The 17,921-nt window shown below is 45.2% G+C and carries 16 protein-coding genes; 1 reads left to right on the top strand and 15 read right to left on the bottom strand.

The genetic code is table 11. From position 1 onward, the window contains the following. The 3 genes from speA to DWZ03_RS08985 form a co-directional block, all read right to left on the bottom strand. Positions 1–1,893 carry a biosynthetic arginine decarboxylase gene (speA, locus tag DWZ03_RS08995; protein WP_005825878.1) on the bottom strand — a complete coding sequence of 631 codons (1,893 nt, stop codon included), beginning with the start codon at positions 1,891–1,893 and terminating at the stop codon, positions 1–3. 136 nt (positions 1,894–2,029) lie between these two features. After that, positions 2,030–2,557 (bottom strand): shikimate kinase, encoded by a 528-nt coding sequence (locus DWZ03_RS08990; RefSeq protein WP_016272059.1) that lies wholly within the window; start codon positions 2,555–2,557, stop codon positions 2,030–2,032. 62 nt (positions 2,558–2,619) lie between these two features. Continuing rightward, on the bottom strand, positions 2,620–3,222 hold the full coding sequence (locus tag DWZ03_RS08985) for a nitroreductase family protein (RefSeq protein ID WP_044468416.1): 603 nt from the start codon (positions 3,220–3,222) through the stop codon (positions 2,620–2,622). A 117-nt stretch (positions 3,223–3,339) separates the two neighbouring features. Here DWZ03_RS08985 and DWZ03_RS08980 point away from each other — a divergent pair, with 117 nt between their 5' ends. Continuing rightward, entirely contained in the window at positions 3,340–3,975 is a 636-nt protein-coding gene (locus DWZ03_RS08980) for a viroplasmin family protein (RefSeq protein WP_120129738.1), read from the top strand. A 93-nt stretch (positions 3,976–4,068) separates the two neighbouring features. Here DWZ03_RS08980 and DWZ03_RS08975 read toward each other — a convergent pair whose 3' ends face one another. From DWZ03_RS08975 to DWZ03_RS08920, 12 genes are all read right to left on the bottom strand, one after another. Beyond that, positions 4,069–4,971, bottom strand: a complete 903-nt coding sequence (locus DWZ03_RS08975) for a sugar phosphate isomerase/epimerase family protein (RefSeq protein WP_005833753.1) — start codon at positions 4,969–4,971, stop codon at positions 4,069–4,071. Positions 4,972–4,993: 22 nt separating this feature from the next. Then, a complete protein-coding gene (locus DWZ03_RS08970) occupies positions 4,994–5,869 on the bottom strand; it encodes a DUF1080 domain-containing protein (RefSeq protein ID WP_120129677.1) in 876 nt (291 codons plus the stop codon). A 72-nt stretch (positions 5,870–5,941) separates the two neighbouring features. After that, entirely contained in the window at positions 5,942–7,429 is a 1,488-nt protein-coding gene (locus DWZ03_RS08965; RefSeq protein WP_005825899.1) for a Gfo/Idh/MocA family protein, read from the bottom strand. Between the two features lie 66 nt (positions 7,430–7,495). Then, positions 7,496–8,575 (bottom strand): Gfo/Idh/MocA family protein, encoded by a 1,080-nt coding sequence (locus DWZ03_RS08960; RefSeq protein WP_044468789.1) that lies wholly within the window; start codon positions 8,573–8,575, stop codon positions 7,496–7,498. Between the two features lie 423 nt (positions 8,576–8,998). Next, positions 8,999–10,837 (bottom strand): ABC transporter ATP-binding protein, encoded by a 1,839-nt coding sequence (locus tag DWZ03_RS08955; protein WP_005833760.1) that lies wholly within the window; start codon positions 10,835–10,837, stop codon positions 8,999–9,001. A gap of 119 nt (positions 10,838–10,956) precedes the next feature. Further along, positions 10,957–11,820, bottom strand: a complete 864-nt coding sequence (locus DWZ03_RS08950; protein ID WP_117866446.1) for a DUF6492 family protein — start codon at positions 11,818–11,820, stop codon at positions 10,957–10,959. Between the two features lie 4 nt (positions 11,821–11,824). Continuing rightward, complete coding sequence (locus tag DWZ03_RS08945; protein ID WP_117958972.1) at positions 11,825–12,703, bottom strand: glycosyltransferase family 2 protein; 879 nt, start codon at positions 12,701–12,703, stop codon at positions 11,825–11,827. Between the two features lie 77 nt (positions 12,704–12,780). Next, on the bottom strand, positions 12,781–13,692 hold the full coding sequence (locus DWZ03_RS08940) for an alpha-1,2-fucosyltransferase (RefSeq protein ID WP_057087415.1): 912 nt from the start codon (positions 13,690–13,692) through the stop codon (positions 12,781–12,783). 1 nt (position 13,693) lies between these two features. Beyond that, positions 13,694–14,674: a glycosyltransferase family 2 protein gene (locus tag DWZ03_RS08935; protein ID WP_117958971.1), complete on the bottom strand. Its 981-nt coding sequence runs from the start codon at positions 14,672–14,674 to the stop codon at positions 13,694–13,696. 20 nt (positions 14,675–14,694) lie between these two features. After that, positions 14,695–15,846 (bottom strand): glycosyltransferase, encoded by a 1,152-nt coding sequence (locus DWZ03_RS08930; RefSeq protein ID WP_120129674.1) that lies wholly within the window; start codon positions 15,844–15,846, stop codon positions 14,695–14,697. Positions 15,847–15,919: 73 nt separating this feature from the next. Beyond that, entirely contained in the window at positions 15,920–16,900 is a 981-nt protein-coding gene (locus tag DWZ03_RS08925; protein ID WP_120129671.1) for a glycosyltransferase, read from the bottom strand. Positions 16,901–16,912: 12 nt separating this feature from the next. Next, positions 16,913–17,911: a glycosyltransferase family 2 protein gene (locus DWZ03_RS08920; RefSeq protein WP_120129669.1), complete on the bottom strand. Its 999-nt coding sequence runs from the start codon at positions 17,909–17,911 to the stop codon at positions 16,913–16,915. Positions 17,912–17,921: the final 10 nt, after the last annotated feature.

Below are 17,921 nucleotides of genomic sequence, written 5' to 3'. Positions count from 1 at the left end.
TTATTCCAAATAAGTATATCCGTACAGTCCGGAACGGTAATTAGACAAGAATTCCTTCCCTTCTTCCACAGAGATACGCCCTTCCTTGACGGACTGCGTCACCCAAGTTTCCAGCGTACGTACCAGTTTTTTAGGATTATATTGCACGTAATCCAACACCTCAGCCACCGTCTCGCCGTCAATCAGTTGGTCGATGGTGTAGCCTTTGGAATTGACAGACACATGCACGGCATTCGTATCACCAAACAGATTGTGCATATCTCCCAGAATCTCTTGATAAGCTCCGACCAGAAAAACCGCCAGATAGTAGTGTTCCTTGTCGCGCAACGAGTGCAACGGCAGGGTGGTCGTATCGGCACGCGAGCTGACGAAATTGGCAATCTTGCCGTCCGAGTCGCAAGTCATGTCCTGCAAGGTAGCCTCACGGTCGGGTCTTTCATCCAGCCGCTGTATGGGCATGATGGGGAACATCTGGTCGATGGCCCAGGAATCGGGCAATGACTGGAACAGCGAGAAGTTACAGAAATACTTGTCGGCAAGCAGCTTGCTCAACTTGCGGAATTCCTCGGGGCAGTGCTTCATGCCGCTGGCAATGGAGTTGATTTCGCGGCAGATACTCCAGTAGAGTTTCTCTATTTGTGCACGCGTATTCAGGTCGACGATGCCATGGCTGAAAAGGTCGAGTGCCTCTTCGCGTATCTGCTGCGCATCGTGCCAAGGTTCCAGCATACTGCGCTGGCTCAGATTATCCCAGATGTCATACAGTTCCTTCACCAGTTCGTGAGCATCCTCTCCCGGTTCCCAGTCGTCGTCCATTTCGGGCAGGGAAGCCGTTTCCAGCACTTCGAAGATAAGCACGGAGTGATGGGCAGTCAGGCTGCGTCCCGTCTCGGTAATGATATTGGGATGAGGGAACCCGTGTTTGTCGGCAACATCGACGAAAGTCGACACCACATCGTTGACATATTCCTGGATGGAATAGTTGACGGAGCTTTCGCTACTTGAAGAGCGTGTACCGTCATAATCAACTCCCATACCGCCACCGGTATCCACGAATTCGATGTTGAAGCCCATCTTGTTCAGCTGCACAAAGAATTGCGAAGCTTCACGCAAAGCATTCTTGATGCGGCGTATCTTGGTTATCTGACTGCCGATATGGAAATGTATCAGCTTCAGACAGTCCTTCATATCTTTTTTCTCCAAGAAGTCCAGCGCTTCGAGCAGTTCACTGGATGTCAGTCCGAACTTGCTGGCATCTCCTCCGCTTTCTTCCCATTTGCCACTTCCACTGGAAGCCAATTTAATGCGAATGCCGATATTAGGTTTCACCTTCAATTGCTTCGCCATCTTGGCAATAAGATTCAACTCATTAAGTTTCTCTACAACAAGAAAAATGCGTTTGCCCATTTTCTGTGCCAACAGTGCCAGTTCAATGAAGCTCTCGTCCTTATATCCGTTACAAACCACGAGGGAACCCGGGTCTGTATTGACCCCTATCACAGCATGCAACTCCGGCTTTGAACCCGCTTCCAGCCCCAGATTGAACTTCTTCCCATGGTTAATCATCTCTTCTACCACGGGACGCATCTGATTCACTTTAATGGGATAGATAATAAAGTTCTCTCCTTTATACCCGTACTCGTCGGCTGCCTGTCTGAAGCAGCAGGACACCTTCTCGATGCGGTTGTCCAGAATATCGGGAAAACGCACCAAGACCGGAGCCGCTACATCGCGCAACTGCAACTCGTCCACCAACTCTTTTAAATCGACGGCAACTCCATCCTTACGCGGTGTCACCACAACATGACCTTTGTCATTGATACCAAAGTACGAAGTGCCCCAACCAGTTACGTTGTACAGCTCTTCTGAATCTTCAATACGCCATTTTCTCATCAGTACATTTACTATTAGACTATTTACAATTTACTATTTTCCCACTATAGTGTGTCTTATTAAAGGGGGCGACAAAAATACACATAAATCTAATATATCCAGCTCCTCGGACTGAAAAATACACATTTACAAGGGATTAAAGTCCTAAAAGTTGGCGTAACCGTTGCACGGATTCGCTAATCTGGCTACGGCTTTCCAGATAACCGGCATCAAAACGATAACGGGCCTGCGAGTAGAAAGGCGCACGCTTGGCCAGCGCCTCCACAATGAAGGTGCGCAAATCCTCGTCCGTCTTGCCTTGCAGGATGGGGCGCTGCTGCTTCGCCACCCGGAGCCGGCGGAACAGAATATCGGGGTGTACATCCAGGAACACCGTCTGCCCGCAACCGTTCATGTACTCCATATTGTCAAAAAAACAAGGAGTACCACCGCCGGTAGAGACCACGACATCCTCAAATTCCCCTACTTCATGCAGCATGTTCCGCTCCAATTCACGAAAAGAGGCTTCTCCCCGCTCGGTGAACAATTCACGGATTGATTTGTGAAAACGTTCTTCGATGTACCAGTCCAAATCAATGAACGGCACATTCATTTCGCGGGCAAAAGCCTTTCCTAAAGTAGTTTTACCGGCTCCCATGTAGCCGGTCAAGAAAATACGTATCATATCTGCTACGAGTTACAGGTTTCCTGCAAAGGTAGCAATTCCAAGCTGAAAACGCCTCTGTATCAGAGAAAAATTTTGATACGCTTGCTTAAATCTTCGAATTCCTTTTCTCCCGGTTCACCGGTGGGTGTACCGAAGGGCATCTGTGCAATCATCATCCAGTCGTCGGGCAGGTTCCAGGTGCGACGTACCTCGTCGTCAATCAAGGGGTTATAATGTTGCAGGGAGGCGCCCAACCCCATATCTTCCAGCATAGTCCAGATGGCAAACTGGTGCATAGCGGAGGTATGCTGTGACCAAGTGGGGAAATTATCCTTATAGGAAGGGAATGTTTCCTGCAGCTTCTTGACTACAGAAGTATCTTCAAAATAGAGCACAGTACCGTGTCCGCTGGCAAAACAGCCGTCAATCTTGGCTTCCGTCTTGGCAAAAGCCTCGGCAGAGATGCGTGCTTTCAGGGTTTCCTTCACGATGTTCCACAATTTTTTATGTTCGTCGCCCAGCAACAATACAATTCTTGTAGACTGTGAATTGAAAGCTGACGGCACATTCTTTACGGCTTCACGAATAATGTGTACTATTTCTTCATCCAGTACTGGCGAATCGCTGCCGATAGAGTAATAACTACGGCGATGCGCCATGGCTTCTGCAAATGTTCTCTTCATTTTTTGTCCTTTCTTTTTTTATTGAGACTTCTCTTCTTTATTTTATATCCGCCATACAAAGAAACAAATAAAAGAGTTAAGTTGTTCGGATTTTCTTTTTTACCTTTGTCCGCAGTTATGAAGAAAGAAAAATATTACGTCGTATGGGCGGGAGTCAGCCCGGGTATCTACACTTCCTGGACAGACTGCCAACTACAGACCAAAGGCTACGAAGGAGCAAAATACAAGTCGTTCGAATCACGCGAGGAAGCGGAAAAAGCCTTTGCCTCTTCGCCGTACACGTACATCAAGCGGTCGGCTCCCTCTCCTGCCAAGACTATTCCCGGCGCCGACGCTCCCCTTCCTGCCGCCGTCGCAGAAAACAGCCTTGCCGTAGACGCCGCCTGCAGCGGAAATCCCGGTGCCATGGAGTACCGGGGAGTACACGTCGCCAGCCGTCAGGAAATCTTTCACTTCGGGCCGATGTATGGAACCAACAATATCGGCGAATTCCTCGCCATTGTCCACGGACTTGCCTTGTTGAAACAGAAAGGTTTCGACATGCCCATCTACAGTGACAGCGTGAACGCCATCAACTGGATAAAACAGAAAAAATGCAAAACCAAACTGCCGCGCGACGCCAAGACCGAAGAGCTTTTCCGCCTAATAGAACGTGCGGAGAAGTGGTTGCGCGAAAACACCTACACCACCCGCATCCTAAAATGGGAGACAAAGCAATGGGGGGAAATTCCGGCCGACTTCGGAAGGAAGTAAAAAAACGCGGGCACCCCGGATTCTTCATCCGGTTGTGCCCGCGTCAAGAAAATGATGCGGCCGAGCTTATGAATGAATAGCCGCCATCATGTTTTATTTGCTATACGATGCCTTCACGAAAGGAGCATCAAGCAAGTAGTCAAGACTCTGCTTCACACTCTCTTCTACGGGGCAGCTGTATTTCTCAATCTCAGCTACGATGTGGCGCACGCCAGCAGTATCCGTATTCTTGAAGATAGCATCATAACCTACCATACCACTCTGCCCAATCTCGCGGTGATCCTTGATATGGAGCATGGTGAAGCGTCCGGGATACTTGTTGAAGTAATCCACCGGGCTGTTCTGGCCGCGCACTACCCAGTAAACGTCCATCTGGAAGAATACATATTCGGGATTGGTGTGTTGCAGCATGTAGTCCAGCATCAGCTCCTTGTCTTCCACTTTCTGGAATTCATGGGCATGATTGTGGTAACCGTATTTCAAACCGGCAGCCTGGCAGTGCTTGCCCACTTCATTGTAATAGTCGCAGTAGGTCTGCAAGTCTTTCAATGTCTTGGGAACGGAGAGATACGGAGTCACGATATACTCCATACCGGCCTCCTTATGGGCAGCAATGCACTGATCCCACCATTTCAAGGCTTCCGTAAAGTCGCCCGAAGCCAGTTCCTCGTCCGACAACCCGTGGGTAGTGTGCGAAGAAAGCACGGTCATACCGCTCTTTTCCACCATCTGTTTGAACTCCTGGGGAGTCTTGCCGTAGAACTTACCGTCATTGTAGTTGGCGGCCTCCACACTGGTATAGCCCATATCAGCCAAATCCTTCAGAATCTGGTCGAGGTTACTGCCGTCCTTCACCAAGTCTCTTACAGAATAGAGCTGGATGGCTACTTCCTTTTTCGTCGTTTCCGGCGCCGTTTCCGTGCTGTGGCTGCTGCAGCTTGTGGCCATCATGGATAAGCACAGTGCTGACAAAATCATCATATGTTTGATTCTCATAGTACTATCTTTTTAGAAGGAATTAGTCGAGAACCTTTACACGGATGTTGCGGTACCAAACATCGTCGCCATGATCCTGCACACCGATAAAGCCTTCGTGGTTTTCGCCGCCACAGTTGTTCAACAGTTCGAAAGCCAAGGGCCACTTCTCTTCGCTGAACTTGCTTGCCTGCAACATTTCAGTCCACTGCTTAGTCCACAAGTGATACTCCAGTACATTTTCATCGTTCTGTCCGTGAACTACAGTACCTTTGTATACCATAATCTTGGCCTTGTTCCATTCGCCGAAAGGTTTGGCGTTCTGCGGAACAGCAGGTATCATGTCGTACAAGGAAGCAGCCTGACGGTTATTGTCCTTACCCAGCTTGGCATCCGGATGATTGGCGTTGTCCAGCACCTGGAATTCGGGAGCAGAGATATAGATGGGTTCCAGCACTTCGTTGCCGTCCTTGTCCTTTGAAGTAACTTCCTGAGCCAGATAGAAGATACCGGAGTTACCACCTTTGGAAATCTTCCATTCCAGTTCCAGCTCAAAGTTCTTGAACTTATGGGCGAAAATCAAGTCACCGCCTTCACCGGTCTGTCCTTCGCCGGTACCGGTTCCACAGAATTTGAGGCAACCATCCTCAATAATCCATCTGGAAGGCACTTTGTCCTTACCGTATCCACGCCATCCGTCCAGGCTCTTTCCATCAAAGATAGTGATATAACCGTCCGCATCAATCGGCAGGTTCAAGCTGTCCGTTTCAGGCGCTTTCAGAGACTTGGAATAAGACACCGCAGTAGTAGTAGGAGCCGCTGCTTCCTCCGTAGCGTTCGATTTTTTTGCACCGCCGCCACAAGAAGCGAGTATACCGCCAATAAGGCAGCAAGCCAAAGGATAATATATTTTCTTCATAATCTGAAAAATTAAATGATTAGTATTCGTTTATGAGCACCGGAAACCAGGTTCCGGTGCTCTTTTTAATGTTTATCTGGGCATATCGGGCAACTTCCAGCCTTCACGGTAGTTATGCTTGATGAGCTCTTCTGCAAAAGCCTTGGCATTTACCGGATCTGTCCATGTCTTGTCGAAGCTCGGATGGCCGTTGTGTATCTTGAAGCCGTCCTTGATGACTGTACGCAATGTCTCGTCGTCGCCGATATTGGTGAAGCGCATGTTGGCGCCATCCCATTCCAGTGTCTTGTTCAAACCCTGCAGACGGATGGCCAATACACCCATTGCCACCATTTCGTTCATCGGTCCTGCTTCAGAGAAATCAGACTTAGGCATTACGCGGCTGGAAGGACTTTCCTTACAAGCACGTACCCAGTCCATCTCATGACCGCCATTCATAGCCTTCGGCACACGGCGGCAAACCTTCGGTGCATTGGGCACGCGGCCAGAAAGTAACCACGGGTTCTGTCCGTAGCAACCGCAAATCAGCGTATCCTTCGTTCCGTGGAAGATAGTCAGACCGCCGCCGCTCTGCATCAGTTGCTTTCCTTCGGGGAAGCCTTTCGGACGGTCGGGCATCATGCCACCATCATACCAGTGAACTTCCACTTCGGGCATAGCCACCTTCGGCATATTCTCGCGTGCGGGGAAAGTCAGCTTCACGTGCTGTGCTTGCGGAGCGCAGGCATTGAGCAACAATGTAGACGAACCTTCTACCTTGGTAGGATACAGCAACTTCAAAGCTCTGAACGGCTGGTGCAGGATGTGGCAAGCCATATCGCCCAAAGCACCCGTACCATAATCCCACCATCCACGCCAGTTCCAGGGATGATAGATTTCGTTATATGGATTCATCTTGGCAGGACCGGTAAACAAATCCCAGTTCAGGGTTTTGGGAATGCGGTCTTCCTTTTCGGGAACATTCAATCCTTGCGGCCAGATGGGACGGTCGGTAGCACATTCCACCTTCGTCACGTCACCGATTTCGCCGTTCCATATCCACTCGCATACCAAGTCGGTACCCTCGTCCGAGGAACCCTGGTTACCCATCTGGGTAACTACTCCCGTAGAAGCGGCGAGGCGGGTAAGCAGACGGGACTCATATACGGAGTGCGTCAACGGTTTCTGGCAATATACATGTTTGCCCATCGTCATGGCATCAGCAGTGATGATGGCATGTGTATGGTCGGCAGTAGCGATGATAACGGCATCGATGTCCTTGCCCATCTCATCGTACATCTTGCGGTAGTCCCAATACTTCTTCGCATTGGGAAGCTCATCGAACACACCTTTCGCGTAGCGCCAGTCTACGTCACAAAGCGCCACGATATTTTCCGTAGCCTTTACATGGTTGATGTTGGTGTGCCCCATACCGCCGATACCTACGGCAGCAATGTTCAAACGGTCACTGGGAGGCACGTGTCCGTGGCTCTTACCCAAAATGCTGCTTGGAGCAATGGTAAGACCCGCCAAAGCTAAACCTCCGGTCTTAAGAAATTCTCTTCTTGTAAATTTCGACATGGTTCTTTAGATTTTAAAATCGGTTAATATAATGAGTTTTAAAACAATCCTTAATTACAGTAGGCATCAGACTACCGTCTTCTTCGGACGGAGCAGTCCGTAACCTTCTTTCATATGCCTCCGGCGCTCCCTGATTTCCTCCAGCGTCTGCAAGTCGCCTATGCCGGGCAGGTCGTGGCGGCGCGCATCCTCCAGGAAGGTCCATCCGTATTGGGAAGCAATGGCCGAGTCTCGCATCTGCGGCAATCTCGGATCGCGTTTCCCGCTCTCGATGGAGTCGGCCATAATATTGCATAGCTTATCCAGGTTCTTCCCGCCAAACGGCTTCTCCAGGCGAAGCGTACGGTTCACGCCATGAAGCTCCACTACGGCAGTCCGGAAATCATGCGTCATGCGCACGATACCTTTTGTACCGATAATGTCCGTATATGCATTATGAGTCTGGTTTCTGGAGAGTTGTCCGTAGACGAAGCCTTGTGTGACATCGAAGGCGATGCCGTTCTCGAACGTACCGTGGCACTGTACCCACCAAGGGTCCTTGTAGTCCCACATCCGCATGCCTTGGGCATGCCAGGTCTTGTATTCACTGTCGGCATACCAACGGGCAATGTCTATGTAGTGCATGCCGCAGTCGTGGTAGGCGGGACCCTCATATTCGTGTCCCTCGCCCGGCGCCAATCCCGGAGTCATGTGGCAGATGCGCAAGATAGCCAGTTCGCCAATCTCGCCTTCATCGATAAACTGCTTCATAGCCTGGTGATACCAGGAGTTCCGCAGATAAAGGTTGACAGCGGCAATGCGATCATACTTTTCAATCAGGTCCACAATTTCCCATTCCTTGTCAATGGTATCGGCAATGGGTTTCTCCGTCAGGATATGCTTATTGCTCCGGACAGCTTTCTCTATTTGTTCTTTTCTGGAATTTGCCAATGCAAAAAGACCAACAGCTTCTACACTCTGGTCATCAAAGATTTCTTGTTCATCGGATATGATTCTGGATGAAGGGGAAAGGTTTCTTGCCAATTCTCGGGAGGCCGGATCAGTATCGCAGATATATGCGATGTCCCATCGACCGCTTTTCTGCATTTCCTCCCAATACATTTGCCCCATTCTGCCGAACCCTATCAAACCAACTTTTATTTTCATGGTAGGCGAATATTAAATATTTACAGTTATAGTATTATCGGGGTCGATTGAATTACATGATTAAGAGTACTTGGACTGATAGTCATAGTAGCTGTCGTCGTAGACGTTGGATATAATTTTTTCATGGCATTTGCAATGTTTATGTATGTGTTCTTTGCAAAAATAGGATAATTAGCGATAGAATGGAAGCAAGCAGATATTAAAAAAGCGTAAAAGGTAAAAGAACACCCTTTATTCACCATCGCCTAACAGCCGTGAAACACTCTGCCGGCAGCCGTCAACACCCACTTGCATCATAGATTCTGCGTAAGAAATATAGAAGAGAAAGAAGAATTAATAGGCTGTTTGCAGGAAATTAACTTCCTATTTAGTCATAACAGCCTAGCACAAGCGGGTGGAAGCAAAGTACGCAGAATTTTATTTCTATGAGAGAGACTGCATATCATTCAGTCTCTTATAATAGCCGTTCTTCTCGAGAAGTTCCTCGTGCTTACCACGTTCCACGATTTCACCTTCATAGAGTACACAAATCTCATCCGCATTCTTGATGGTGGAAAGGCGGTGGGCGATGGCAATCGTGGTACGGGTCTTCATTAGCCGTTCCAGAGCCTCCTGCACCAGTCGTTCGCTTTCGGTATCGAGTGCTGAAGTGGCCTCATCGAGTATCAGGATAGGCGGATTCTTCAAGATGGCACGGGCAATACTGATACGCTGGCGCTGTCCGCCGGAAAGCTTGCCGCCACGGTCGCCAATGTTGGTCTGATAACCGAGTTCGGTCTCCATGATGAAGTCGTGGGCATTGGCAATCTTTGCCGCTTCGACCACCTGCTCCATAGTTGCATTTTCCACACCGAAGGCAATGTTGTTGAAGAAGGTGTCATTGAACAGAATGGCCTCTTGGTTCACGTTTCCTATCAACGCACGCAGGTCGTGGATGCGAAAATTCTTAATATTCACACCGTCAATTGTAATCTCACCTAACTGCACATCGTGATAGCGCGGCAGCAAATCCACCAATGTAGATTTGCCGGAGCCGGACTGGCCGACAAGTGCAATGGTCTGTCCTTTGGGCACCATCAGATTGACGTGCTTCAACACTTCGCGCTTGCCGTCGTAACTGAAGGAGAGGTCCTTAAATTCAATCCGGTCATTCATCCCGTGCAGCGGCAACGGGTTTACCGGTTCCTTAATGGGGTTCTCGGCTTTCAGTATTTTGTCCACACGTTCCATGGATGCCAGACCCTTTGGAATGTTGTATCCTGCCTTTGCAAAGTCTTTCAACGGATTGATGATACTGTACAGAATCACCATATAGAAGATGAACGTTGATGCTTCCATGGAAGTGCCGTCGCCCAGAATAAGCAGACCACCGAACCATAGTACCAATACAATGAGCAGCGTACCGAGGAATTCACTCATCGGATGTGCCAACGACTGACGGATGGCTACCTTGTTGGTTGCATCACGCAGCTCGTCGCTGCATTGCTTAAAACGGTCCACCATCTTGTCTTCTGCTATAAAAGCCTTGATTATACGCAGTCCACCAAGCGTCTCTTCCAGTTGCGACATGGTATCACTCCATTTCCCTTGGGCTTCCAACGACTTACGCTTCAGTTTCTTGCCGACTTTTCCCATCAGCCAGCCCATACCCGGCAATACCAGGACAGTAAACAGAGTCAGCTGCCAGCTGGTTACAATCAGAGTGGAAAAATAAAGCAGAATCAAGATAGGATTCTTGAGCAGCATATCCAGTGAGCTGGTAATGGAGTTTTCAATTTCGCCTACGTCACCGCTCATACGTGCAATGATGTCCCCTTTCCTTTCTTCAGAGAAAAAGCCGAGCGGCAAGTGCATCACTTTGGAATAGACCATCACGCGGATATCGCGTACCACTCCCGTACGAAGGGGAATCATAATGGCGGAAGAACCGAAATAGCAGGAAGTCTTCAGCATGGTCATGAAAGCAAGGAAAAGCCCCATGAACAGCAATGTCATCTGTGGCCCGTGTGTCTCAATCATCTGGGTGACGTAGTAATAGAAATTATTCACCGCCACTTCCTTGATGCCTTCGCTCCCCCACTCCATGTACTCGTACACTTTGGTATTCTCCCCCGTTTTGAAGAGGATATTGAGAATAGGAATCAACAATGTGAATGAAAATACGTTGAATATGGCAGACAGTACATTGAGCACGATTGCCCAACCGATATATCTCTTGTAAGGCGACACAAAGCGTCGCATCAGCTGCAGAAATTCCTTCATTGCTTGTAGTTAAGTGAATTATGAGGTCGCAAAGATACAAGAAAACGAGGGAATGGAAAAGGGTTTCAGGTTATTTCTGCCTAACCTCCCCCAAAGTATTCAGCTTCACACCTTCAGTTTTACCGTAATTTTGAAATCAGTTTCATCAATGGATAGAACACATGTTCCTCCATATCGTTGCAAAATCTTCTAACGAACTTATGGGGAGTGCTCCAGCTCTCCAGCGAAATAGTATCGTATTTCCTGGATAATTTCCGGAGCTTTCTTTTAGAGATGCTACGACTATAAATGCTTCCTGCTTCTCTGAATGTACGGAGTTCCTTCAAGATGAAACAATCCGGATAATTAGCATGGCAATAGGTTCCATAAGTTTCGAATTCAGAAAATCCATTTGGCTCATCCGCAGGAGTTGCATTGATAACCTTCTCAAACCATGAACCGCCCGGAATAGCAGAAGATTCTATCTTCCGAATCAGTTCTTTCATAATAGGAACAGAGACAAGCATGTGTTCGGCTATAAATGAATAGTCCGTGCCCTTGCCATAACCGATAAGTGCCTGCATCGTTCTGAAGTAAGGCTCATGGTATTCTGTTTTCGGAGTAAACACCATTTTTTCGGGAGTAAGAAAGGACACCGGGTTAAGAGGTATGGTGTCACTATCCCATATCAGATAATAATCTTTGGCGTATCGGCTACGCGCAAATTCCATCTTGAGGAACTGCTGGTAATACCATCCGAATCTATACTCACATGTGAAGTGCCGCCCGGCTATTGCCTCCAGCTGCCGACGGTCCGCAACAATCTCTTCCTCATCAATCAGGCTGATATTATATCTGCTCCGAAACCTTTTTGAGAAGAAACCGAAACTATGCTTGTCTGTTATAAGATAGATATTATCGCTTTCTATATTCCGATGAATATAAAAAACAGTCTTCTTGACAATCAAGCAGTCTTTGGAAGAAACACATATCACGACATCCATGCCACTACTTCTTTTTTATCTGATTCTTATTCCGCTTTGACGAAGACGAGAAGATGGAATTTATTCTATACAAGAACAGAACGAGTTTCCGGGCACGTTTGGAGAACCTCCTTGTATGGCTCACTATGGGGATTATTTTACCTAACTCGGAATTCTTATATTCATTAAGTTCCATCCGGGTTCTATCGAGTTCCAACAAGCTATCATAAAATGCTGCCGGTATGTTATCCTTTATCCAACGCATCCGCTCGTCTACCCCTAAAGACCCGCTGGACGCACTGATTCCATTTCCGTCGTATTCGGCAATGCATACCGGCACACGTTTATAGCTGCATCCTTTCAGGATGATATTCTCTACAATATGAATCCAATCGGATGCCAAGATATAGTCCGTTCTGTATCGTTGATTATTGAAAAGGGAGCGACGAATGAAACACACTTGATGACAAATGGTATCTTTCAGTAAAATGAAGACAAGGTCGAGAGGAAAAGGAGATTGTATATCTATCTTCTTATCTGCCGAAACAGCAACCCTTACATCGCCATAAATGTATTCCGTCCCATCAAAATCCACCTGACCTAAAACATCTCCCACCAGAAAATCACCGGAATTAAGGAATTGCAAGTATTCTCCACCAGCATGTTCTATTCCCTTATTCATTCCGTCGTATATCCCTTTGTCCGGTTCTGACACCCAGAATGTCACATGTGGGTTTCCTTCCGCATACTGCTTGATTGTTTCCAGACTACCATCCTTGGAACCGGCATCAATAATGATATGCTCGTAAGAGGAAAAAGACTGGTGTCTGACGCTTTCCAACGTTTTGCCTAGACCACTGTTGTTATTAAAGTTTACAGTTATAATGCTTAGTTTAGGTCTCATATCGATAAATGTAGATTTCTATAATTTGTAAATATACGCCATATTATTCATTCATTGAGAACAATAACGAAGTGGCTCTATAAAAACACCGGATTCAGAAACAGTTCCTTCCACGGATATTCCACTTCATCATCACAAAGGACTACTGTCTTTTCCGGATTATCCTCTAAGAGAGCACCGTATTTGCCCAAAGTCCCTTTACTGGTAATCTGATGCCGACAACAGGCTATCAAAAACAAGTCCATATATCCTTTATCCGAACCGTTTATATCGACAACCTTACAATTACCTTCCGTAAGATAAAGTTGCGGAATAAGTTCATCCCTCACCCAGTCCGGCTCATCCGAAAAGAAATAGAAGAAAGAAGACATATCCCTATCCTGCATATAAGCCACTGCCGACTTGAAATACTCCAATGAAGCAGGTTTGCCGTAAGCCGGAATTTCCACTTTCAAGTCCCCACGCCTTACGTGAACAGCTACGGAACAAGGACGTGAACCAATCTCTGAATACAGCAATTTATTCTGTGCATCCAGCACCTCGGGCATTACTCTAAAAAGCGACCGGAATGCAGGAAGCCAAATATCAGCCGGAACATGATAATAACCACCTAAATAGACCGGAGGCTTCTTTTGTAGAAATGAAAAGTCATTTTCCCGACTCAACGTATTGTTCCCCAAATTATAATATTTCCTCTTATACACGTCAACAGCTACTTTCGAAGCCTTCTTTACAGATAAATAGGGAAATGCTTTCTGCAAATCAAAGTTTCTGACAAAATGATAATCCATATCGCTCCCCCACTCTTTAAAGAAGGTCAAGTCATATTCCACCCTATATCCTTTTTGTCCAAAAAGATGTCCCAGCAAATACTGATGCATCTGTGAGCAGACCCCACCATCCATCAAAAGTACCACCTTAGGAGCCAACATTCCATTTTTCAGAAGAAAACGATATATTTTACATTTTATCTTGTGCAATATATTCATTCTATAGTTTGTTTTTTAAGATATAATATTTTACCCTCAAATTCCCCCAAAAGGTTGAAAGCTTGTAAGCCTTCAACAGCTTACGTTCCCGCCTGGACAGATTTTCAACCAAATCCGGGTATCGCTTCACATCAGCAACCAACCGTCTCATGTCATCTACAACATCCCCGTATTGTTTCCAGTAAAGACTCGTATATGCAGTCTGAAGATGCATATAGGCAATCTCCTTTCCCAATTGTTCCGACAAACCTTTGGCAGACACATATTTCTCAATCCATCGTTGATAAGCCCTGAAATCCTTATACTTTTCCTCATTCGGCAGACAAGACATCGAGGACGAATTTCTATAATAATTAACAGTAGGAATATTCAAAGAAACAATCCTATCAGTCGCCAGAATCAATTGTGTCATCATGATGGCATCCTCACCTATCGATATATCGGCGACAGTTTCAATCTTGTTGTTAAGAAACAATGAACGTTTTTGAAAATGAGACCACACACTCCAATAAGCCTGCAAATTCAATTTCTGCCTAAAATAACTGATTCCTGAAATCTCACCGAATGTATAAGGCTCTGAAAGAACAGGCCCCTTGTCCGGATAACAAAAAAGGAAAGAAGATGCAACAATATCAGCATCAGTTTCTTCTGCCCTACATACTAACTTTTCAATAGCTCCATCAATCAACGTGTCATCACTGTCAAGATGCTGGATATATTTTCCGTTTGCCTTCAATATCCCGGTTTTCCTGGCGAGAGGCAGCCCTTCATTTTTCTTGTCTATACAAACAATACGCCTGTCAACTTCCATATATTTCTGGATTATTGAACGGCTGCCATCAGTACTCCCATCATTCACTATTATAATTTCCAATCGGCTATAGTTCTGATTTATCACACTAAAAATGCAATCCTCAATATATTTCTCTGTATTAAAAACAGGTATGATAACAGAAACCAACGGCAAAGCATCACTATTCATACATCAAAGCTTTTAGTCTATCACAAAGATTCAAACAACTCTTTCCATTTCTTTCCCACAATCTGCGGAGAGTACTCTTGCGCTTTCACGACAACATTCTGCCGCATTTGTTTCAACATATCGGGGTTCTTCAATAGCTTCAACAGTGTTCGCGCATATTTAGATTGATTAAAAGGCGATACAAGAAATCCATTCACTCCTGACGGTGAAATTATCTCCCGCACTCCGGCGCCACAATCATAAGCCACGGGCACTACTCCATTCGCCTGCGCTTCTGTCAAGCAAAGCCCCCACCCCTCAAAAGTAGATGTCAGACACACCACCGATGCCTCCCTATAAAAACCGGACACATCTTCCTGATAGCCCAAGAAACGAATCCTTTGCAAATTGTAGGCAGTAGCTTTCTGCTGAAGATTCTGCCTTTCAACACCATCACCAATCAGAAGCAGCTCCCAATCCGGCACTTGTTTATAAATCCGCTTCCAAACATCAATCAACCTATCCACACGTTTATCAACATAAGTAAAGCGCCCTACAAATAATATTTGTTTCTTCTTATGATGGTTGACCGAAAGAATTTGCCTTTCAGAGTTGGGTATCACGTGAAATTTATTGTTCTCAAAAGGTACACCAAGTTTCTTTATCAGCTTATATTTATAATCTTCGCATAATACAACATATGCATCAGCCCGTCCATACAATTTTTTATGTTGTTCAATAAACGGCTTATCATATTTCGGAAACCATTTTTCCCTTGGACAAGTTATAAAACGCCATTTCAACATTTTCAACCACGAACCTTCGGCGCGTTTTCCTTTATCTGCCACTTTTGCCACAGCCTCCCATAAAGGAATACTATGCGGCGCGAATACCAGCTTGCAATGAACACCGTCCATGATGTAATCCAGATGTTTCAAAAGATGTATAGGCAATACAAAAACATCAATAAAGAGTGAATTTATAATTTCAATAAAAGCATTTGCATTCTCCAACGAATTAATGTCCTTATCAGGAAGTTCTATGACTTCTATACCAGCTACATCATACGTTTTATGGCATAAAGCCACAAAGCTTTCATAACCATAGCCAGATAGATAATTAGCTATATCAATTGTAACCCTTTCTGCTCCTCCACAAGGAAACACTTCATGAAAAAATAAAATTCGCTTCATAATTAGTTTCAACTCAGACTCTAATACAAATCACTTTCCCTACATCATAAAAAGCTATCATTTAGTCCAAAAGTTATTTTCTTTTTCGTTTCTCTTTACTACGATAATATGCAATAAATAAAGAAGGGGCATACTTATATAAAAAGATATGCATAATTCCCTTTCCTTTAGGTAACGGTGATAGTCCCTTTGCTTTCATTTGCACAATCATCTCATGCTGGAATCTTGCCGGTATCCCTTTTCTTATTCCTATACGAAAAGTAGTCAATAGCCTTCTTGCAATCAAATTTTTAAAAAAACTATTCATTTTTTCCGTTTTCACATTCTTTTGTCTAAATGCTTCCAAGCTCTCCATAGCCTGAAGCATATAAAGAGAAGCGTGTTCATCATAATTCATCATAAACGAATCTGAATTCTTATAATAATGATAGAAAATTATAGATGAATATTTTACACGCCTTGCATAAAAGAAGATTCTGGGAATAATTTCTTCATCTTCATGACGAATAGGTAAGAACTTCAATTTATGTTCTTGCCAGAAAGAGGCTCTATAAGCATTGCACCAGACCACTTGTGGCAAAAACTGTTGCATAAAATCCGTTCCAGACCAAACTTGAGCCGACAAGACTTTTTCATCAGACACTCGATTAAACTCTTTGGGAAGTTTTCCTTTTTCATCCCAATACTGAAAATCCATTATCAAAATGTCTAATTCATCCTTTTCAAGAGAGTCATAAACATATTGTAAGACATTACTTTGAATCCAGTCATCCGCATCAACAAATAAAAAATATTTTCCTTTAGCTTTCCGACAACCATAATTTCGTGCCTCACTGACACCGCTATTTTCTACTGTTATGCAATGAAAATAAGAATAACGATTGGAATATTCATGTAAAATAGCTCCAGTTCTATCTGTTGAACCATCATTAATTACGATAACCTCATATTCCTTGGTCGACAAATCTTGATTTACCAATGAATCAAGGCAACGCTCCAGATATTTCTCTGCATTATATGCCGGAACTATAATAGACATCTTTATTTCAGCCATACTCAATCAGTTTTAATACTTATGACGTTTCGATTTGAAGATTGACCTTATCAACCGATAAGCTTTCCGATAGAAGTCCTTATGATTATAAATAAGATAACGTTTCAAAGAAAGAGAAAAGCCCAATTGCCCATAACCGACATAGTCAAATTCATGCATTTTGGTAATCACATCACGAATGACTTCATCAGTGGAAATAGAGGCTTCTACCATCATTGTATGATCCAGTAAGCGTATTCCACGACGCATGACATAAACTCCAGCTTTATCCCATATACCTTTTTCAAGTATGAACTTCACTTGCTCGTAGACGCTCTGAAAAAGGTTATATTCTTTCTGGGGATTATACCTGCTCTGCATCGTGCTCCCCTCCCGTATCATATAATGGTATTTAGGAGTATCCTGCATCACAACCTTCTCTGCTCCATAAAATACCCGATAGCAAATGGCCAAATCCTCAAAAACACGATTAACCGGAAAGACAATACCTGCAAACAGGCTGCGTTTGAACAATTTATCCACCATATAGTTTCTGACATGTTTGTCTACTGCCAGAGCGCGAATACCCTCATCACGAGTAAACACAAACTGCTCTCCCGAAGCATACTTCGCCACACTCTTCCCACCTTTGTCCCTATAATGCGAACAAATGGATATATCCGTTCCATTCTCTTTCAACAGGCGATACAAGAATTCGTACATATCCGACTCAATCCAGTCGTCGCTATCCACGAAACCAAGGAATTCACCTTGAGCTACCGCCAAACCTCTATTCCTGGCTGCGCTCTGACCTGCATTTGCCTGATGAAAAACTCTTATCCGTCCATCCCTTTGGGCAAATAAATCACAAAGCTCTCCCGAACCATCGGAAGAGCCGTCGTCAATCAATATTATTTCCAGATTCTTATAAGTCTGCCCGCAAATGGATTGCAGGCATTTCTCCAAGTAATTCTTTACATTATAGACCGGTACAATAATACTTATCAGAGGTAGTGTCTCAGTGTTCTCCATAAGCTATGAC

The sequence above is a fragment of the Bacteroides sp. AF29-11 genome (assembly GCF_003602895.1).
Classification (GTDB): Bacteria; Bacteroidota; Bacteroidia; order Bacteroidales; family Bacteroidaceae; genus Bacteroides; species Bacteroides uniformis.
This window is presented reverse-complemented; position numbering and strand designations above follow the sequence as displayed.